Annotated in this window: 19 protein-coding genes; 1 reads left to right on the forward strand and 18 read right to left on the reverse strand. The window is 56.1% G+C overall.

Annotated elements, in window-relative coordinates; translation table 11 throughout:
• Nucleotides 1-23 precede the first annotated feature (23 nt).
• The 6 genes from kdpB to MHFGQ_RS09475 form a co-directional block, all read right to left on the reverse strand.
• Nucleotides 24-2,087 (reverse strand): potassium-transporting ATPase subunit KdpB, encoded by a 2,064-nt coding sequence (gene kdpB / locus MHFGQ_RS09455; protein WP_106004200.1) that lies wholly within the window; start codon nucleotides 2,085-2,087, stop codon nucleotides 24-26.
• Between the two features lie 19 nt (nucleotides 2,088-2,106).
• Nucleotides 2,107-3,819: a potassium-transporting ATPase subunit KdpA gene (gene kdpA / locus MHFGQ_RS09460; RefSeq protein WP_106004199.1), complete on the reverse strand. Its 1,713-nt coding sequence runs from the start codon at nucleotides 3,817-3,819 to the stop codon at nucleotides 2,107-2,109.
• A gap of 13 nt (nucleotides 3,820-3,832) precedes the next feature.
• Nucleotides 3,833-3,919 (reverse strand): K(+)-transporting ATPase subunit F, encoded by an 87-nt coding sequence (gene kdpF / locus MHFGQ_RS13995; RefSeq protein ID WP_106004198.1) that lies wholly within the window; start codon nucleotides 3,917-3,919, stop codon nucleotides 3,833-3,835.
• Between the two features lie 388 nt (nucleotides 3,920-4,307).
• Entirely contained in the window at nucleotides 4,308-5,711 is a 1,404-nt protein-coding gene (hydG, locus tag MHFGQ_RS09465) for a [FeFe] hydrogenase H-cluster radical SAM maturase HydG (protein ID WP_106004197.1), read from the reverse strand.
• A gap of 71 nt (nucleotides 5,712-5,782) precedes the next feature.
• A complete protein-coding gene (gene hydE, locus MHFGQ_RS09470; protein WP_106004196.1) occupies nucleotides 5,783-6,874 on the reverse strand; it encodes a [FeFe] hydrogenase H-cluster radical SAM maturase HydE in 1,092 nt (363 codons plus the stop codon).
• 80 nt (nucleotides 6,875-6,954) lie between these two features.
• A complete protein-coding gene (locus MHFGQ_RS09475; protein WP_106004195.1) occupies nucleotides 6,955-7,209 on the reverse strand; it encodes a TM1266 family iron-only hydrogenase system putative regulator in 255 nt (84 codons plus the stop codon).
• 340 nt (nucleotides 7,210-7,549) lie between these two features.
• On the opposite strand from MHFGQ_RS09475, the gene MHFGQ_RS09480 reads away from it, so the two are divergent.
• Nucleotides 7,550-7,987, forward strand: coding sequence for a hypothetical protein (locus MHFGQ_RS09480; protein WP_146127110.1), 438 nt, complete (start codon nucleotides 7,550-7,552; stop codon nucleotides 7,985-7,987).
• 22 nt (nucleotides 7,988-8,009) lie between these two features.
• Here MHFGQ_RS09480 and MHFGQ_RS09485 read toward each other — a convergent pair whose 3' ends face one another.
• The 12 genes from MHFGQ_RS09485 to infC form a co-directional block, all read right to left on the reverse strand.
• Complete coding sequence (locus MHFGQ_RS09485) at nucleotides 8,010-9,095, reverse strand: 6-phosphofructokinase (protein WP_106004193.1); 1,086 nt, start codon at nucleotides 9,093-9,095, stop codon at nucleotides 8,010-8,012.
• A 7-nt stretch (nucleotides 9,096-9,102) separates the two neighbouring features.
• Nucleotides 9,103-10,923 (reverse strand): PHP domain-containing protein, encoded by a 1,821-nt coding sequence (locus tag MHFGQ_RS09490; RefSeq protein ID WP_106004192.1) that lies wholly within the window; start codon nucleotides 10,921-10,923, stop codon nucleotides 9,103-9,105.
• Entirely contained in the window at nucleotides 10,920-11,174 is a 255-nt protein-coding gene (locus MHFGQ_RS09495) for a cell division protein ZapA (protein ID WP_245907727.1), read from the reverse strand. The genes MHFGQ_RS09490 and MHFGQ_RS09495 overlap by 4 nt, the downstream gene beginning before the upstream one ends.
• Nucleotides 11,175-11,265: 91 nt before the next feature.
• Nucleotides 11,266-13,674 (reverse strand): phenylalanine--tRNA ligase subunit beta, encoded by a 2,409-nt coding sequence (gene pheT, locus MHFGQ_RS09500; protein ID WP_106004191.1) that lies wholly within the window; start codon nucleotides 13,672-13,674, stop codon nucleotides 11,266-11,268.
• A gap of 14 nt (nucleotides 13,675-13,688) precedes the next feature.
• Nucleotides 13,689-14,711 (reverse strand): phenylalanine--tRNA ligase subunit alpha, encoded by a 1,023-nt coding sequence (gene pheS, locus MHFGQ_RS09505; RefSeq protein WP_106004277.1) that lies wholly within the window; start codon nucleotides 14,709-14,711, stop codon nucleotides 13,689-13,691.
• A 610-nt stretch (nucleotides 14,712-15,321) separates the two neighbouring features.
• Nucleotides 15,322-15,786 carry a hypothetical protein gene (locus tag MHFGQ_RS09510; protein WP_106004276.1) on the reverse strand — a complete coding sequence of 155 codons (465 nt, stop codon included), beginning with the start codon at nucleotides 15,784-15,786 and terminating at the stop codon, nucleotides 15,322-15,324.
• 88 nt (nucleotides 15,787-15,874) lie between these two features.
• Nucleotides 15,875-16,696 (reverse strand): TrmH family RNA methyltransferase, encoded by an 822-nt coding sequence (locus tag MHFGQ_RS09515; protein ID WP_170066101.1) that lies wholly within the window; start codon nucleotides 16,694-16,696, stop codon nucleotides 15,875-15,877.
• A gap of 44 nt (nucleotides 16,697-16,740) precedes the next feature.
• A complete protein-coding gene (locus MHFGQ_RS09520; protein ID WP_170066100.1) occupies nucleotides 16,741-17,388 on the reverse strand; it encodes a potassium channel family protein in 648 nt (215 codons plus the stop codon).
• Between the two features lie 13 nt (nucleotides 17,389-17,401).
• Nucleotides 17,402-18,751 (reverse strand): TrkH family potassium uptake protein, encoded by a 1,350-nt coding sequence (locus MHFGQ_RS09525; RefSeq protein ID WP_245907724.1) that lies wholly within the window; start codon nucleotides 18,749-18,751, stop codon nucleotides 17,402-17,404.
• A gap of 123 nt (nucleotides 18,752-18,874) precedes the next feature.
• Nucleotides 18,875-19,240: a 50S ribosomal protein L20 gene (rplT, locus tag MHFGQ_RS09530; RefSeq protein WP_106004188.1), complete on the reverse strand. Its 366-nt coding sequence runs from the start codon at nucleotides 19,238-19,240 to the stop codon at nucleotides 18,875-18,877.
• Between the two features lie 15 nt (nucleotides 19,241-19,255).
• Nucleotides 19,256-19,456 (reverse strand): 50S ribosomal protein L35, encoded by a 201-nt coding sequence (gene rpmI / locus MHFGQ_RS09535; RefSeq protein WP_106004187.1) that lies wholly within the window; start codon nucleotides 19,454-19,456, stop codon nucleotides 19,256-19,258.
• Nucleotides 19,457-19,481: 25 nt separating this feature from the next.
• The gene (infC, locus tag MHFGQ_RS09540; protein ID WP_106004186.1) at nucleotides 19,482-19,991 is read right to left on the reverse strand and encodes a translation initiation factor IF-3; all 510 of its coding nucleotides are present in this window, start codon (nucleotides 19,989-19,991) and stop codon (nucleotides 19,482-19,484) included.
• Nucleotides 19,992-19,993: the final 2 nt, after the last annotated feature.

Genomic DNA, 19,993 nt, shown 5'->3' on the forward strand with positions numbered 1-19,993 from the left:
AGCTTGCAACGGCCACAGCCCCTTCAGGCCAGCCTCAAAGCCACCAGGAGCATGTCAATGAGTTTGATGCCGATAAATGGTGCCACCAGGCCTCCCAGGCCGTAGATGACCAGGTTGCGGCGCAGGATGGCGTTGGCCCCCAGGGGCCGGTAGGCAACCCCCTTAAGGGCCAGGGGCACCAGGGCGATGATGATCAGGGCGTTGAAGATCACGGCCGCAAGGATGGCGCTCTCGGGTGTAGCCAGCCTCATGATATTTAAGGCTCCCAGCTCCGGGTAAGTGACGGTGAAGAGAGCCGGGATAATGGCAAAGTACTTGGCCACGTCGTTGGCAATGCTGAAGGTTGTCAGGGAACCGCGGGTCATGAGCAACTGCTTGCCGATCTCCACCACCTCGATGAGCTTGGTGGGGTTGCTGTCCAGGTCAATCATGTTGCCTGCTTCTTTAGCCGCCTGGGTACCGCTGTTCATGGCCAAACCCACGTCCGCCTGGGCCAGGGCCGGGGCGTCATTGGTGCCGTCGCCGGTCATGGCCACCAGGTGTCCTTTCGCCTGGTAGTCGCGAATCAGTTTTAACTTGGTCTCCGGGGTGGCCTCGGCCAGGAAATCGTCCACCCCGGCTTCCGCCGCTATGGCAGCCGCCGTCAGGGGGTTGTCCCCGGTAATCATAACCGTTTTGATTCCCATACGGCGCAGCTCGGCAAAACGTTCTTTGATACCGCCTTTAATCACGTCTTTCAGGTAAACGACCCCCAGGACCCGGGCCCCTTCAGCCACCACCAGGGGGGTGCCGCCCTCTTTGGCCACCCTGGCAACTGTATCTCTAACCTCCGCCGGCAGGGAACCGCCCTGTTCCCGGACGAAAGCTTCAATGGCATCGGCGGCACCCTTGCGAATCTGCCTTCCCTCCAAGTCGACGCCGCTCATGCGGGTATGGGCGCTGAAGGGGACAAAGGAGGCTTTCAGGCTGCCCAGATCCCGCTCCCGTAGTCTAAATTTATTTTTGGCCAGGACTACGATGCTGCGTCCTTCCGGCGTCTCGTCGGCCAGGGAGGCGAGCTGGGCGGCATCGGCCAGTTGCTCTTCGGTTACCCCAGGGGCCGGGATAAAGGCCGTGGCCATGCGGTTGCCCAGGGTGATGGTACCGGTCTTATCCAGCAGCAGGACATCAACGTCGCCGGCCGCTTCCACAGCCCGGCCGGACATGGCCAGCACGTTACGCTTGAGAAGGCGGTCCATGCCGGCGATGCCAATGGCACTCAAAAGGCCGCCGATGGTGGTGGGGATCAGGCAAACCAGCAGAGCGATCAGGACAGGCACCGGGGCCGGGGCCCCGGAGTACAGGGCAAATGGTTCCAGGGTGGCCACTGCCAGCAGGAAGACGATGGTCAGGCCTATGAGCATGATGGTCAGGGCGATTTCGTTGGGTGTCTTCTGCCGCCGTGCTCCTTCCACCAGGCTGATCATGCGGTCGAGGAAGGTCTCGCCGGGGTTGGCAGTTATCCGTACCTTGATCCAGTCGGACAGGACGCGGGTACCGCCGGTGACGGCGCTGCGGTCGCCACCTGATTCCCTGATCACCGGAGCCGATTCACCGGTCACCGCGCTCTCGTCAACTGAAGCAATGCCTTCGATTACTTCGCCATCGCCGGGGATAATATCCCCCGCTTCTACCAGGACAATATCCCCCTTGCGCAGCTGTGATGCCGGTATCTGTTGCACCCTGCCGTTGACCAGTTTTTTAGCCGTAGTTTCGCTACGGGTGCGGCGTAAGGTCTCAGCCTGGGCCTTGCCCCGGCCTTCGGCCAGGGCTTCGGCAAAATTGGCGAAGAGGACGGTTATCCACAGCCAGGCGGCCAGCTGGATATTTAAGGCGACCATGGCGCGCCCGCCGGCTGCTAAATCCCGCAAAGTAAAAATAGTTGTCAGCAGGGCGCCGATTTCCACGACAAACATTACCGGGTTGCGCAGTTGCACCCGGGGATCGAGCTTGCGAAAGGCGTCTTTAATGGCGGGGACGATCAAAGCCCGGCTGAAGCTACCCCTGGACCCGGCCAGCCTGCTGGAAATATTAGCTTCCCTCGGCATAAAATTTTCCCTCCCTGCTTTAAAAAGTTTTACCCGCCAGCATCAGAAGCTGTTCCACCAGCGGCCCCAGGGCCAGGGCCGGGAAAAAGGTCAGGGCGCCGACGATGAGCACCACCGCCGCCAGTAAACCGGTGAACAGCAGGGTAGTAGTCTGGAAAGTTCCTGGACCTGGCGGTGCGGCTTTTTTCGCCGCCATACCGCCGGCGATGGCCAGAACCGGCAGGATAACGCCGAAGCGGCCGATAAGCATGGCCAGGGCAAGGGCGATGTTATAAAAGGGTTTATTAGCGTTTAAGCCGGCAAAGGCGCTGCCGTTATTGCCCGCCCCCGAGGCAAAGGCGTAAAGGATTTCACTCAAACCATGGGGGCCGGGATTTAAGATAGATGCCGTACCGGCCCTGGTTGCGGCCGCCAGGCCGCTGCCCAGCAATATGGTCGCCGCCGGTATAAGTACAGCCAGGATGGCCATCTTCATCTCCCGCGATTCGATTTTCTTACCCAGGTATTCCGGCGTCCGGCCTACCATCAGGCCGACGATAAACACCGTGAGGATGACAAAGATCAGCATCCCGTACAGGCCGGAACCAACCCCGCCAAAGACAACTTCCCCCAGCATTATCTGCAGCATGGGGATCAGACCTCCCAGGGGTGTCAGGCTGTCGTGCATGGCGTTGACAGCGCCGCAGGAAGCGGCGGTAGTTACAGTGGCAAAAAGGGAAGAGCTGGCGATGCCAAAGCGGACCTCCTTACCTTCCATGGCCGTGGGACCGCTCACCCCCAGGGCGCGGAGGGTGGGATTACCATAGCGTTCGCTGCCGTAAACTACCCCCACAGCCAGGACAAAAAGGAGCAGCATGGCGGCCAGGATGGCCAGGCCCTGGCGGCGGTTACCTACCATGTGGCCGAAGGTCACGGTTAACGCCGCCGGGATGACCAGGATGGCCAGCATCTCCAGCAAATTGGTCAAAGGTGTGGGGTTCTCGAAGGGGTGGGCGGAGTTGGCGTTAAAGAAACCGCCGCCGTTGGTGCCCAATAATTTAATGGCTTCCTGGGAAGCCACCGGGCCCATGGCCAGGGTCTGCCGGCCCCCTTCCAGGGTGGTCACCGTCAGGTAGGGGCTCAGATTCTGAATAACCCCCTGGGATACCAGAACCAGGGCGAAAATCAGGGAAAGGGGTAACAGTACCCAGAGAATGCTCCGGATGAGATCCTGCCAGAAGTTGCCGATGGTCTTGGCCGAGCGCCGGGCCAGGCCGCGGGTCAGGGCGACGACCACGGCGATGCCGGTGGCGGCGGAGAGGAAGTTCTGCACCGTCAGGGCGGCCATCTGGGTAAAGTAGCTCATGGTCCTCTCGCCGCCGTAGGCCTGCCAGTTGGTATTGGTCATATAACTGGCGGCAGTGTTGAAGGCCAGGTCCGGCGGTACAGCGCGGAAATGCTGGGGATTGAAGGGCAGTACACCCTGGAGGCGCTGGATCAGGTAAACAGCAACCATGCCCAGAAAATTAAACACCAGGAGCGTGGCAGCATACTCGCGCCAGCTCATCTCCCGGTCGGTATTCACTCCCGCCAGGCGGTAGATCAGCCCCTCCAGAGGTTTGAGTACCGGGTCGAAAAGGGTCCTTTCCCCGCTAAAAACCCTGGCCATATACCGCCCCAGGGGTACAGCCAGGAGTAACAACAGCACCAAGTATAGAACTATTTGCAGGATATCCGTAATTATTACCGCCATCTGTCACCCCACCCTAAAGCTCCTCGGCCCGCATCAAGGCATAGACCAGATATACCAGCAACGCCACGGCAACTAAACCACCGAGAATAAAATCAAACATAAACCTTCCTCCCCTGCCGCTTTATTTTACCCCGGGGTGAAATTCCCGCTTACATTTTCCCGCTTCTCCTGAACCTTTATCCTTCACTATAGCTTTCTTCTCCCCCCCCTGCCTGCTATCCCCGGACATTCCCCACACCTTCAATATCCTCCAGGCATTCCAGGTTCACTTTTTCTTAGCCCGGTTTCATGGTACGCGGTGGTGGCGCCGACCTCCGTGCAGGCTTATTTTATCTCCGTTGGCGATCAATTAGGTGTAAAGAAACAATCGCGGGGAGTAAAAAAAATATAAAGACGAAGGCAAAAGAAAAAGCCGCTTAACGCGTCCTTGAAATGATAAAAACCCCCAGCCGTGAGATGGCAGGGGGTAACGGTTGGGGGTAGCGGCACTAGAAATACAAATCCCTCTCCCCGGCGGCAATACGCTCCAGGCGGCGTTCGGTTTCGGCCCGGATAGCCGCATTTGGTATCTGAGCCAGGTGCTCCCTGATAGCCGCTTCCCCTGCTTCCCGGGTGGCCGGCCCGGCGTAGTCCAGCAGGTATTCTTTAAAGGTCAGGATGGCGTTGGGCTGGCACACATGCTGGATCTCACCGGTTTTGGCCAGGGCCATGAAGCGGTCGCCGGTACGGCCGCGGCGGTAGCATGCCGTGCAGTAGCTGGGAAGATAACCACGCTGGCACAGGTCGCGGATTACTTCATCCGGATGCCGGTGGTCGCCGATTTCAAACTGGGGCACGTCGTCGCCGTTTTCAGTATAGTGGCGGCCATAGCCGCCGACACCGGTGCAGGAACCGGCGCTAAGCTGGGAAATGCCTAAAGCCAACAGTTCCGTCCGCAGTTCCGGCGTCTCCCGGGTGGAAATGATCATGCCGGTATAGGGCACGGCCAGGCGAATGATGGCTACTATCTTCTTAAAGTCCTCATCGTTAACCAGATAAGGGAAATTATCCAGGCTAATACCGTAAGCCGGCCGCAGGCGGGGAACGGAGATGGTATGCGGCCCGACGCCGAAGGTTTGCTCCAGGTGCCGGGCATGGTAGAGCAGGCCCATAACCTCAAATTTATAATCATAAAGACCGAAGAGCACTCCCAGGCCCACATCGTCGATACCCCCCTCCATGGCGCGATCCATGGCCGTGGTGTGCCAGTCGTAGTCCGCTTTAGGACCGGACGGGTGCATGTAGGCATAGGTCGGCCGGTGGTAGGTTTCCTGGAACAGGATGTAGGTGCCGATGCCGGCGGCCTTTAACTGGCGGTAGGCGTCTACGGTGGTCGCGGCGATATTGATGTTGACCCGACGGATGTTGCCCCTGGCCTCGGTTATGTGATAGACACGGTCGATTACCTCCAGGACGTAGTCCAGGGGGCAGTGGACGGGGTCTTCGCCGGCTTCCAGGGCCAGGCGTTTATGCCCCAGGGATTCTAAAATGCGCACCTCCCGCTCCAGTTCCTCCGGTTCCAGACGGCGGCGTTCAAATTTGTTATCCCGTCGGTAGCCGCAGTAGCGGCAGTTATTAACACAGTAGTCGCTGAAATAGAGGGGGGCAAAGAGGACCATGCGCCGCCCGTAGATCTTTTCCTTTATTTCCCGGGCGGCGGCAAACATCTCGCGACGCACCCCTGGATCGTCATTCTGAAGTAACACGGCCACTTCGTAGGGCTCCAGGCCTTTGGCTTCCCGGGCCTTGGCAACGATGCGGGCAGCCTCATCTCTCGTTGCCCTTTTGGCTTCTTCCAAGTAGTCTTCTATCTCATCATGTTTGATAAAGTCGGCATGATAACCGCCCTGCATGGAAATTCCCCCATTCATAGTTTAATAATACTTAAGCGCTTTTCCGGGTTCTCTCCGCTTTCTCTCCGTCTTCACTCCGTTTTATGGTCTTTTGTTAAAATACCAGTTACCTGAACCCGTAGGGGCTTTAAGGTATGCCCCGGACCCCGCCCCAACCGCCGGCCCAAGGCACGCACCATGCCTTCCAGACAATGGCGGCAGTCTTCCGGGCCTTCATTGATGCAAATCTTATTGGGGTAGATCTGGTAATCAGCGCGGTAGCGGGTCGGGGTCAGGTTAGGCATGATGACATTGGCCCCCCGCTGCAGGGCGAGCTGGCGGCCGTTGGGGGCCAGGGTACCCACCGCTGTAGTTGCCGGTAAATGGGCATATGGTATGACCAGCCGGGCGGTAGCCACCACCCGGTAGGTGAGGTCCAGGCTCCCCGCCGGTTCCCCGCCCAGGGGCGTTGCCGGGTGGGGGATAAATGGGCCTAACCCTGCCATTTCCACATCCAGTTCCCGCAGGAGGATTAAATCGTCGGCCAGATCCTCCAGGGTCTGGCCCGGCAGACCGATTATATTGCCGGAACCCACCTGATACCCTAGTTCTCGCAGCCACTGGAGGCACTGGAGGCGTTCCTGCCAGCTCATGCCGGGATGCAGGCGATTGTAAAGAGCGGCGTTGGCCGTTTCATGCTTTAAAAGGTAGCGGTCGGCCCCGGCCTCCCGCCACAGGGCGTATTCATCCCGCGTCCTCTCCCCGACGCATAAGGTTACGGCTACCCCCAGCTTCTTTATTTCCCTTATTATCCCGGCCAGTACCGGGCCCGTATACCAGGGATCTTCCCCCGACTGGAGGACGATGGTGCCGTAACCCAGTTCCGCCCCGCGCCTGGCGGCAGCCACAATATCTTCCGGCATTAAGCGGTACCGCTGTAAATTAACATTGTCGGCCCGCAGGCCGCAGTAATAACAGCGCCGGCGACAGTAATTAGAAAACTCGATGACGCCGCGCAGATGAACCTCGTCCCCGGCCACTCGGGCACGAACGCTGTCCGCCAGCCGGTAGAGAGCCTCTTCTTCGGCGCCGGGGGCGGCGGCCAGCAGGTTAATAATATCTTTTCTGGTGAGTTCCGCTCCGGCAGCCGCTTTCTCTAAACTAGCGGCAAATTCCTTTCGCACAGCATACCTCTCCTCCACCGTCATCGATAAGCAACCCGTTCGTAAAGCCGCAGGCTGCAAAATTACAAGTTTCTCCTTCTTTACTTCTCTTTTCCCGTCAGGGCTGCCCGCACTTTTACCCCCGGCAGGTTGCCCAGTTTTCCCGTCAGGGCACCGATGGTGTCGGTGGTCCCGTCCACGATTAAAGCGATAACGGCCACGCCCCGTTCCCGGTAGGGAATACCCATACGGCCGACGATGCAGTCGCCATAATCACTGAGGATGGCATTAACGCGGGAGGCAATATGTTCTCGATTTTCAATAACTATACCCACAACTCCCAGACGATTTTCCATCCACATCCTCCTTGGCGTCTTTGTTTTTTATAGCCCGGCGTTTTCCTCCAATTCACTTAACCAACCAAAAAGCGCTTCCCGGTGCGGCAAACAACCGACAAGCGCTACAAACGAGTGCTCATGGTAATTCCCTCCTCCCCTGAGGCTCAGGTTGCCCCTTACCGCAGGATAACTTTGCCGCCCTCCCGCACCGGTGTATTTCCCCGTACGGTCAGGTTTGTTCTAGATCTATTTTGCACGATTAATAACCAAGATGCAACAAATTTTTCTATCCCTCCTGAAGGAATTTTTTACCCGGTGGCGAAAAAATATTCTTAAATAGAAGAAGCGGGAAAGGTGAGTGCGGATGGAAGAAATCCTGCAACAACTCCTTCAGGGAATGGAAGAGATTAAAAAAACATTACAACAACACACTGAGATCCTGCAGCAGCACACTGAAACCCTGCAGCAACACACTGAAATCCTGCAGCAGCACACTGAAATCCTGCAGCAGCACACTGAAATCCTGCAGCAGCACACCGAAACCCTCAACCAGCACAGCAAGCAGCTAGACTACTTGCAGCAAAGGCAGATTAGAATCGAAAACCGCCTCGACAACGAGCTCCTGCCGAAAATCAACGTCCTGTTCGACGCTTTTGAGTTGCGGGGAGATGAGATTGCCCAGTTACGGAAACACCTAGATGAACGCCTCGACGTAATCACCCTAGATATTAATTACCTGCTGGGCAAAACCGCCCGCCAGGAAACGGCCCTTATGGAATTAAGAAAGGCCAGGTAGTAAAGTACCCGGCCAGAGTTGGCTAATCATCGCCAAAACTGATGCCTATAGCCCGGGCCGTGGCCAAGAGCTGGTGATCCGGTGGTATGGTCCTGGGTTTACCGACGGCCTCTTCTAAGGTAACATGGGAAATTGTATTGCCCTGCAGGCAGACCATCACGCCGTGGATGCCCTTGACGGCCAGCTCTGCTGCCGCTACGCCGAAGCGGGTGGCCAGGACCCGATCGTAGGACGACGGCGAGCCGCCCCGCTGAATATGGCCCAGAACCGTCACCCGGGTTTCAATGCCGCTTTTTTCTTCGATTAGCTTCCCTACCAACTGACCAATGCCGCCTAAGCGTACCCGCTCTACGCTGCCCTCCACCTTACGCTGGACAACCAGTTCTCCCTCCGGGGACTTGACCCCCTCGGCGACAACGACGATGCTGAAAGGCTTACCCTCGGCCCGACGGGCTTCTATTTTTTTTAAAACGCTTTCAATATGCCAGGGAATTTCCGGTATCAGGATGACATCGGCCCCGCCGGCCAGGCCGCTGTAGAGTGCTATCCAGCCGGCATAACGGCCCATGAGTTCCAGGACCATGACCCGGTGATGGGACTCGGCCGTGGTATGTAGTTTGTCCAGGGCATCTGTGGCCGTCCTCACCGCCGTGTCGAAGCCGAAGGTCTGATCCGTGGCTGCCAGGTCGTTGTCGATGGTTTTAGGTATACCGATGACCCGTGCCCCTTTGGCCTTGAAATCCCTGGCCCCGGCCAGGGTACCGTCACCGCCTACCACGAGTAAAACCTCAATACCCATTCTTTCCAAACGTTCCACGGCTTTATCCGACATATCGCGGTAGGTGACAACGCCATTCTCTTTTATGGGAAAGTAAAAGGGATTGCTGCGGTTATTGGTCCCCAGGATGGTACCGCCCCTATGCAAAAGACCGGAGATGGCCGGCGGATCCAACTTGATGTAGCGACCCTCTACTACACCGGTATAGCCGTCGAGGAAACCGATCATCTCATAGCCGTACCTGTTGGCCGTTTTGGTTGCCGCCCGGATGACGGCATTGAGGCCGGGGCAGTCTCCCCCGCCGGTGAGGATGCCTAGACGTTTAGCCATGGATGTCTCACCTCTTCATCTGCCGGTTTCTTTTGAGTCTCGCCAGCAGCCGCTCCAGCTCCCAAGTGTTGACCACATTCTCCGGCTCCAGCCAACCACGCCTGGCGGTAAGGACGCCGTATTCCATATCCGCCAGGTGACCGGGATCGTGAGCGTCGGTATTGATAGCAATGGACACGCCGTATTCTTTCGCCATGCGAACGGCAGTATCATTTAAGTCCAGGCGGTCGGTGCTGGCGTTAATCTCCAAAATAGTCCCCGTCTCCGCCGCCAATTCGATTATCCTGGTCACATCCACGGCATAGGGACGGCGCCGCCCAAGCATTCTACCCGTAGGATGTCCCAGGATATCCACATAAGGATGGCGCAAGGCAGCCTCCAGCCGAGCCATTATCTGGCCTTCCTCCTGGCGGAAGCCAGAATGTATCGAGGCGATGACCAGGTCGAATTCCTTTAAGATTTCATCTTCATAGTCCAGGGTACCGTCGGCCAGAATGTCGACTTCGATTCCGGCAAGTATAGTAATATCTTCTAACTCTTCATTCAGGCGGGCTATTTCCTCCCGCTGGGCCTTTATCTGTTCGACACTGAGGCCCCGGGCCACCACCAGGGACCGGGAATGATCGGTAACCGCTATATAGCGGTAACCCCGCCGCCGGGCTGCCGCCGCCATGGCCGCTATCGTTTCCACCCCGTCGCTATAGCGGCTGTGCATATGTAGATCGCCGCGAATATCTTCCAGGGTAATAAGGCGCGGTAGATCGCCTTTCAAGGCCGCTTCTATTTCGCCACGGTCTTCCCTTAACTCGGGTACTATATAAGGTAAACCCAGGCGATGGTAGAAAACGGCTTCCTCCCCTTCCTTATCCCCCGCTACAGCTTCTATCCCCTTATTCTGGCCAATTTCTTTTTCATTATCCTCGGTCGAAATTGTCGCCTTACACAATGCTTCCTCTTCGGCCAGCCAGCGGGAGGTAACCAGCCCGATATCGGCGGCCCTTAATCCCCGGGACAAAGCGAGACGCAGCAAAGCCTGCCGGTGGGCTTTAGAACCGGTGGCATAAAATACCGCAGCCGTAAACTCTTCTGGAGGAACCATGATAATCTCAACCTTGACCCCGAGAACCGTCCGGAAAGACAGACGGTCCGGTTCCCTCGCCAGCACTTCCTTAACCTGGGGACAGCGGCTCATAACCTCCGCTACCTGATGGCCGGGGCGCACCGCCGTCACCAGGTCGATATCGCCCACCATCTCGCAGCCGCGGCGGACACTTCCGGCTACGGCTGCCTGCTCCACCCCGGGTATATTAAGGAGCTGGCTTTGGAAAATCAGGGCCAAGGGCCGGGCTATCCCCAGGGGTACCTGTTCTTTTGTCTCCCTCAACATCTCTATGCCCTTAAGGATGGCCAGCTCCGTTTTACTGCCCAGCCCGGGCAAGGTTCTGATGCGTTTTTCCCGGGCGGCCTTTTCCAGTTCTTCCAGGGTAGTTATGCCTAACCCCTGGTAAATCTGACGTACCGAACGGCTACCCAACCCGGGAATGGCCAGCATCTCCCTCAGCCCAGGCGGTACTTCCCGGCGTAAATTCTCCAGAAAAGTAGAACGGCCTGTAGTTAAAAGTTCGGCGATCTTTTTGGCCAGGTTTTTTCCTACTCCCGGTATCTCTTCCAGGGCATCCCGGGCCAAAAGGGAGGCAGCCTCTTCTTCCAGGTTTTCCAGGGCACGGGCGGCGCGGTGATAGGCCCTGACTTTAAAGGGCTCTTCTCCCTTTAATTCAAGCAAATCTCCCATTTCTGCCAGCGCCCAGGCTATTTCCAGGTTGGTCAACCCCGTTTCTCCTCCTGTATAAGCTTTACCAGTGTCTCATAATCCTGCTGAACTTTGTATAGCTCATCGGCTATATTCAGGGCGGCCAGAACAGCAACCTTAACCGGAGGATAATGGGGGAACTTTTGGTTGACCTGCCGCATCTTTTTGTCGACATATGAGGCCAGCTTCTGAATGTATTCCGGCTCTTCCCCCTTGACCACGTACTCCATGCCGTTAATGTTTACTGTGGTCCGGTTGGCATCATTCAAGTCTACCCCTCCCTCGGCCTGGTTGTGATTTTACAAACGCATATTCTTTTTCGCCTAAAGCCTTTGAAAATCCTGCCATGGTTTAAACTAGCTAGCGCAATCTGGCTCCCAACTGCTCTTCCAGGGCCTTCCATACCCTTTCCTGGGCGGCGTTAACTTCCGCGTCGGTAAGGGTGCGATCCGGTAGCTGGTACACCAGAGAATAGGCCAGGCTTTTATGTCCTTCAGGCACAGGAGCGCCGCGGTAGACATCGAAGAGGGTACATTCTTTCAACTCCCGCCCCGCAGCTCTGCGGATAGTTTCGGCCACCACCGCCGCCGGAATATCGTCTTTTACCACCACAGCCAGGTCCCTTTCCACCGCCGGGAAACGGGGCAGGGGATCGTATCCCACCTCCCGCCGGTTAAATTTCTCCGCCTGCTCCCAATCGAGTTCGAAAACGCAGGCCCTCGCGGGGAGATCATAAACCGCCAGAACATCGGGATGCAGCTCCCCTATAAAGCCCAGGGTTGTCCCGTCCTTTTTGATATTCGCCCCCCGTCCCGGGTGGAGGAAGGGGTAGTCCGCCGTTGCTTCCCAAACAACTTCTTTAATGTTTACCCTGGCAAGGATATTTTCTACAATCCCTTTTAAATAAAAGAAATCCATCTCCTCTGCCGGCCGGTTCCAGCTGCGGCCGGTGGATCCCATCACCAGTCCGCCCAGGCGTAGATGTTCTTCCGGCAACTGCCGCCCATGGGGCTTAAACACCCGACCTACCTCATATATGGCCACCGGCAGTACCCGGCGACTGGCATTCCGGGCGGTGACTTCCAGAAGTCCGGGCAAAAGGGAAGGACGTAAAATGCTCTGGTCCTCCCGTAAAGGATTCTGGAGTTTTACCGTATGTTTCCATTCATGTTCTTCGGGCAGCCTTAGATTATCAAGGGCGCGGGGACTGACAAAGCTGTAGGTAACCACTTCCGCAAGGCCGGCGGCAGCCGCCGCCTCCCGGCCCGCCTCTTCCCAACGCTGCCCAGGGGTTTCTTTTTTCCGGGCGGTGATATTTCCCGGCAATGACGCCGGAATCCTGTCGTATCCGTACAGGCGGGCGATTTCTTCGATTAAGTCTATTTCCTGGGTCAGATCGCCCCTGTTAGGGGGGACGGTAACCTCAAACGGCCCTTCTCCTTCAACTTCTAAATGCAGCCTTTCTAGGATCTCCTTCATGGTAGAGGAGGCAAGGTCCGTGCCTAAAATGAAGTTTACCCTTTCCGGCCGCAGAATAATTGTTGTCGGCTTATACTTCCTTACATATCTGTCCAAACGTCCCCCGGCCACCCTGCCGCCGGCCAGCTCGGCCATTAACTGGGCCGCCCGGTCGGCGGCTGCAGCCGCCCCTTCCAGATTGACGCCGCGTTCAAACCGCGTCGAGGCTTCCGAACGCAGGCCCAGCTTTCTGGAGGTACGGCGGATGGAGGTGCCGTCAAAATGGGCCGACTCGATGAGGATATTGACCGTACCGGAAGTGACTTCCGTCTCCAATCCACCCATGACGCCGGCCACGGCCACCGGCCTTGCGGCGTCGGCAATGATTAACATTTCCCTGTCCAGCTCTCGTTCCACACCATCCAGGGTCGTAATTTTTTCCCCGGCCGCCGCCCGGCGGACGATAATGGTATGTTGCTGCAGGAGATCGTAGTCAAAGGCATGTAAAGGCTGGCCCATTTCCAGCATGACAAAATTGGTTATATCCACCACATTATTGATGGGCCGCATGCCGGCGGCCCGCAGGTAGGCCTGAAGCCAGGCAGGGGACGGACCGATCTTTACGTCCAGCACCAGACGGGCCACATATCGGGCGCAGAGATCCGGAGCTTCAATTTCTACTCTGGCAAGCCCCTCAATCCCCTGCCCTTTTTCCTCCACGGTAATGGCCGGCAGACGTAACGGTGCGCCGGTAATGGCCGCAACTTCCCGCGCCACCCCTAAAACGCTCAGGCAGTCGGCCCTATTTGGAGTGAGTTCCAGCACCAGAACCACGTCGTCCAGTCCCAGGACAGCAGCTACATCGGTTCCGGGAGAAGCGTCAGGGGGCAAAGTTAGGATCCCTTCCCGGTCGGCCGGGGAGACGAGGCCGACATCCAGCCCCATTTCCTGGGCAGAAAGAAGCATGCCTTCCGAGGTCACGCCCCGGAAAGTCGCCCGGCGTATCTCCTGGCCCGCCGGAAGCCGCGCCCCCTCCAGGGCTACTGCCACCTTCTGCCCTTTAAACACATTAGGCGCCCCGGTTACTAGCTGCAATTCGCGACCGGCGTCCACCCGGCACACGACCAGGTGCTCGGCATTGGGATGGGGCTCGATATCCTTTATCATCCCGGCCACGACCCCCTGAAACCCCGGATGCAATTGTTCTATATTTTCTACGGCCAGACCGGCCATGGTGAGCTTTTCTGCCAGTTCCTCAGGCGACAGTTGAATATCTACGTACTGCTTAAGCCATTTGTAAGATACGCGCAAAGTTTTTCACTCCCTTAAAACTGCTGCAAAAAGCGCAGATCGTTTTCGTAAAACAGGCGCAGATCGTCAATGCCGTATTTTAGCATGGCCACCCGGTCCACTCCGAGGCCGAAGGCGAAGCCGCAGACTTCTTCCGGATCGTAGCCGGACATGCTTAAAACCCGGGGATGCACCATGCCGCATCCCAGAATCTCCAGCCAGCCGCTGTGGCCGCAGGTACGACAGCCGCTGCCGCCGCACATAACACAGGATATATCCACCTCGGCGCTCGGCTCGGTGAAGGGGAAGTAACTGGGGCGGAAGCGCAGCTGTACTTCATCGCCGAACATTTGCTTTACAAAGGCCATCAACGTCCCTTTTAATTCACCGAAGGTCACCCGTCTATCGACCAGTAAACCCTCCACCTGAAAAAACATGGGTGAATGGGTGGCGTCATCGTCGCGGCGGTAAACCTTACCCGGAGCGATGATGCGAATGGGCAACTGCGGTCGCCGCGCCTCCATGACCCGCACCTGGACGGGAGAGGTGTGGGTGCGGAGCAATACATCCTCGGTGATATAAAAAGAATCCTGCATATCCCGGGCGGGATGTTCTTTTGGCAGGTTCAGGGCCTCGAAGTTGTAATAATCGCTCTCCACTTCCGGGCCTTCGGCCACATCGAACCCCAAGCCGATAAAAATTGATTTTATTTCATTTAAGGTCTGATACAAAAGGTGACGGCTCCCCCGCGGAAACGGACGTCCCGGCAGGGTAACGTCGATGGTTTCTTTCTGAAGACGCTCGGCCAGTTCCCGGCGGGCAATAGCCTCCCTTGCTTCTTCAAGGGCCTTTTCCAGCTCTTCCCGCACCATGTTGGCCATCTGCCCTATCCGAGGACGTTCTTCCGGCGGGAGCTTGCCCATATTCCTTAAAACCCCGGTCAGTTCTCCTTTCTTCCCCAGGTACTGGATCCTTATGCCCTCCAGTTCCTCACTCCTTTTGGCGGCCGCCACCCGGGCCAGGGCTGCCTGTCTAATGGTTTCAATCGTTTCCAGCATCTGCTTCACCTCAAGTATCCCAAAATAAAAAGCCTTCGCCCCTTCGGGACGAAAGCTTAAACATGTCTTAATTAAGTACCACCCCAAGTCTCCGGCACCATCATGCCGCTCCCCTCTAACGGCGGGAACACCGGCGCGGCCTACTAACCTTTCAGCCTGCTGCTCCTGGGCGAACTTCACGCGGTCTTTCCCCGGCAGCGCTTCCAGTCCACGACGCCGCCTCCCTGTGGGTTCTGTACCGGCTACTTTGCCCATTCATAGCATTTAAACGCTATTAATATTTTTGTCTACTTCTATTGAGTTACCAATCTGCGATAAATAATATAGGCAGCCACAGAACCTGTCTTTTCAAACAACCTCCAAAAGAACTCCGCCGACAGGAACAACCTATCACGACCTTTCCTGGAGCTTTTGGGGGATAACCTCACGGTTAATTATAGCATAGCTCCATCAGTCGTGACAAGGCAAAAAATAAGGTTTTAAGCGCCCCAAGTCGTATCTCCCTTATTGTCCATGAAGGCAGCTTTATGGAACCTAGTGCCATAAAGGCGGCATTGAATTGGCCTTCGGCAGGATGATGTGGCCAAGGCTATTGGTGTAGAGAGGCTCATCACTTGTACAGCAAAGTTGCTATGGTCCCGATAAAACCCACAGCAATGGTAATTACGGCGCCGATAGCCCAGAATCTAAGGTTACTAAGCTTGTCATCCAGTTGATCAATACGCTTATTTAGTTTATCTTCGATAGCATCGATACGCTGGCTTAGTTTTTGCTCTACTGCATCAATACGCTGGCTAAGCTTTTGCTCTACTGCATCAATACGCTGGCTAAGTTTTTGCTCTACAGCCTCGATGCGCTGGCTTAGTTTTTGCTCTACTGCATCGATGCGCTGGCTTAGCTTTTGCTCCACCGCGCTAATGCGTTCTTCGGAATTTTGGTCCCCATCCCGGATTTCTTTCGTCAATTTTTCGTCGAGTCGGTCTATACGCTGTAAAAGAAAGAAAAACTCCGCTGATGCCATTGTACGTGGCGGTTCATTTGTTGCTGCTATTTCCCGCAAGCTTTCCTCCGGCATGGCGCTCACCTGCCTTCACCCCCATTCTAAACCAATATTTTCATCAAATCAACTTAATTTACCATTCTCAACTATATTCTCAATTAACTCATTCCCGACGTTGCCGGAGGGCCTCATAAAGAAGCAGAGCCGCCGCGACGGCGGCGTTCAAGGACTCCACCGACCCTACCAGGGGGATGCCCACGCGGGCCGCCGCCGCATCAAGCAATTCCCTTCCCGGCCCGTGGTTTTCGCTGCCCACGGCCAGAGCCAGGGGACCTCTTAAGTCCGCCTGCCAGAAAGTAATGGGGGCTCCCACGTCGGCCACCACCAGCTTTACCCCGGCGCCTTTTAGTTTCCGGATTAGATCGGCCGGTTCTACGCCGCTTACCACCGGCAGTTTAAAGGTAGCGCCCATGGCCGCCCGGACCACCTTGGGGTTATAGGGATCTACACAGCCGCGACTCAATATCAGTCCTGCGGCCCCGGCCCCTAGGGCCGTGCGCCAGATGGTGCCCAGGTTACCCGGATCTTGCAGGGCGGCGGCAATCATAAATACGGGCGATGAAGGAGACGAAACTTGTTTTAGCAGCGCCTCCAGCGGTTGTTCCTGTATGGGTGCTATGGCCACAATCCCTTGTGGAGTAACGGTGGTGCTGATGGCCTGCATCAATTCCTCCGTCACAGCAAAGCAGCGGCACCCGGCCCCCTGCAGGTCGGCCACCAACCGCTTACCCCGGAGAGTAGCAAAAACCTGCGGGCCGTACAAAACAACCTCCAAGGGTGTTCCAGCCTGCAGGGCTTCCTCCAGCAGGTGAATGCCTTCTATAAGATAAAGGCCCTTTTTCTCCCGCCATGAACGTTCCTTTAAGGAACGGGCCAGCTTCACATAGCGATTGTCCGGAGAAGTAATTTGCCCGGCTTGCTTCACAGCAGAATTCACCTTCTAAGAGTACCGCCTTATTACTCCCGGACTTAACTCTCCTGCAGCCTTTCTAAAGCCTTGTTCCGGCCCACCAGCACCATGATGTCGCCTTCTTCCACCACGTCGTTGGCCCCAGGGGCGGCTATGATTTGATTATTACGTTTTATGGCCATGACGCTGACCCCGTGCTGGGCGCGCAAATCCAACTGGCCCAGGGTTTTGCCTACCGCCTTGGCCGGGGCCACGATCTCGACAATACTGTATTCAGGCGACAGGTCGATATGCTCCAGGACGTTGCCGGAAGCAAGGGTATGGGCCACCCTGATGCCCATGTCCCGTTCCGGGTAAACAACTCTATCGGCGCCGATTTTGGCCAGGACTTTACCGTGGAGGTCGTTCAAGGCCTTGGCAACTACGCACTTAATGCCCATTTCCTTAACGATCAAGGTAACTAGAATGTTGGCCTCTACATTTTCACCGATGGCCACGACAGCAACGTCAACATTGCGAATGCCCGAGGCCTTTAAGGCTTCCTCGTCACGGGCGTCGGCCTGGATGGCCGTAGTGACCTCGTTCATGAGGGCCTCCACCTTGGCCTCATCACTATCAATGGCGATGACTTGATGGCCCATGCGTGCGAGGGTCCGGGCCACACTGGACCCAAAGCGGCCCAGGCCGATGACGGCAAACTGTTTCACGGCCCTGCCTCCTTTAGCCAATGATAACACCTTCTTCGGGATAATGTTTTATACCCTGACGGCCCAAACGCTGGGCTATGGCAAAGGCCAGGGTTAAAGGGCCAACTCGCCCGGAATACATAGTGGCGGTGATGAGAAGTTTGCCGGCCACCGTCAGTTGCGGCGTAAGACCCGCTGAAAGGCCCACAGTACCAAAGGCGGATACCGTTTCAAAAAGCACAATCTCCATTTCCTTTTGTTCCGTAATCAGGAGTACACCGGTTACGGTAACCACCAGCATCATTGATACCGCCGCCACAGCCAGGGCCTTAAGAACCATGCCCCGGGGCAAGCGCCGGCCAAAGATTTCAATGTCATATTTACCCTGAATAATCGACCATACAGCCACGGCGATAGTGGTAAATGTGGATGTCTTAATACCGCCTCCGGTTGAACCCGGGGAAGCGCCGATAAACATAAGGATAATGAGGAGAAAAAGAGTAACCGGACGTAGAGCGCCGATATTTAAGGTGTTAAACCCAGCCGTCCGGGGTGTAACGGCCTGGAAATAAGAAGCCAGAAGCTTTTCATTTAAGGGTAAAGGTGCCAGGCTCAAAGGATTAGTATACTCCAGGGCCATGAATAATATCGTACCCAGGACGATCAGCCAAAAGGTGGTGGTAAGCACAACCTTGCTATGGAGGGAAAGGCGCTGCCACGAACGTTTGGTATAAATATCGGCCACCACGCTGAAGCCCAACCCGCCCAGGATAATTAGAGTAGTAATTACCAGGTTGACCAGCAGGTCGCCCCGATAATCCATTAAGTTGGCGGAAAACAAGGAAAACCCGGCGTTGCAAAAGGCGGATACAGCATGAAAGATACCGAAGTAAAAGGCCTGACCCAAAGGAATGTCCCTGCTAAAACGCAGGCCCAGGAGAAGTGCCCCCAACCCTTCGCAAATAAATGTAAAGGTGAGTACGTATTTAGTCAAGCGCACGACCCCTTCTACCGTCAACTGGTTGAGGGCTTCCTGCATGAGGAGCCTTTCCTTCAAGGTAATGCGTTTGCCCAGCAGGAGGGCCACCATGGTGGACAGGGTTAAAAAGCCCAAGCCTCCCGTTTGGATGAGCAATACGATCACGATTTCCCCGAACAGGGAAAAGGTTGTCGGCGTGTCCACGGTATTAAGGCCGGTCACGCAGGTCGCCGAAGTAGCCGTAAAAAGGGCGTCCACAATGGAAACCGGTTGTCCTGTCTCGCTGGCAACCGGCAGGGCCAATAGTGTTGTACCCAAGGCAATGACCAGGGCAAAACCTATGGCCAGTATCTGGGGCGGCCGCAGACGAAAGGGCCATTCACGGATATTAGTCGTAGGCGTCACCTGCTTTTCTGCATTTATAACACTTATTTTTATTCCCAGGCAAAATCTTTGTCAAGATCAATGCTAAAGGCCAATTAGTTTAGAAAAACCAATTGGCCCTTCTTTTTATCATTCCCCTTATTCTTATGCTCCAAGACCCAATTTTTCTTTGGCCATATCCACCAGACGATTGAAAGCCGCTATATCGTTTACCGCCATATCGGCCAGCATCTTACGGTTGATTTCCACACCGGCCTTCTTTAATCCGTTTATCAAACGGCTGTAGGTCAGGCCCTGCATCCTGGCAGCGGCGTTGATGCGGGCTATCCACAGTTTCCGGAAATCGCCCTTGCGCTGCCGCCGGTGGGCGTAGGCGTAGGCCAATGATTTTATTACTTGTTCATTGGCCGGCCGGAATAACTTGGACTTGGCACCAAAGTAGCCCTTCGCCAGCTTTAGAATCTTTTTATGACGTTGGTGCTTGGTAACACCGCGTTTAACACGGGACATCCCTTAAACCTCCCTTTAAGCCTGATAAGGCAAGAGCCTGGCTATGCGCTTACGATCCGTGATATCCACTAAGGAAGGCTGGCGCAGGCGCCTCTTACGCTTGGGCGATTTTCCGGCCAACAGGTGGCTTTTATAAGCCCTGGCGCGTTTTACTTTTCCCGTAGCTGTGACGCGAAACCTTTTGGCCGCGCCGCGGTGAGTTTTCATTTTGGGCATAATATCACCTCGAATCGAATTTCCCTTAAGCCTTGGGGGCCAGGATCATGACCATATTACGACCCTCAACTTTGGGCGGTTTTTCCACGGAGGCAAGGTCTGCCACCTGGTCGGCCAGGCGCTGGCACAACTTCATCCCGAGGTCGGCGTGGGCGATTTCCCGGCCGCGGAACATAACGGTTACCTTGACTTTATCGCCGTCCTGTAGAAAACGAATGGCATTGCGCGCTTTGACCTGGAAGTCATGTTCTTCAATGTTAGGCCGCAGCTTAACCTCTTTAATATTTATTATGCGCTGCTTTTTCCTCGCCTCGCGCTCCCTTTTACTTTGCTCGTATTTATATTTACCAAAATCCATGATGCGGCAAACAGGTGGCCGCGCATTGGGAGCCACTTCTACCAGGTCCAGGCCCTGTTCCTGGGCAATGCGCAGCGCTTCTCGGGTCGGCATAATACCCAGCTGCTGCCCATCAACGCCAACCAGGCGCACTTCCCGGGTCCGGATTTCTCCATTGACCCTTAAATCCTTGCTGATAA

Source organism: Moorella humiferrea (assembly GCF_039233145.1).
Taxonomy (GTDB): Bacteria; Bacillota; DSM-521; order Neomoorellales; family Neomoorellaceae; genus Neomoorella; species Neomoorella humiferrea.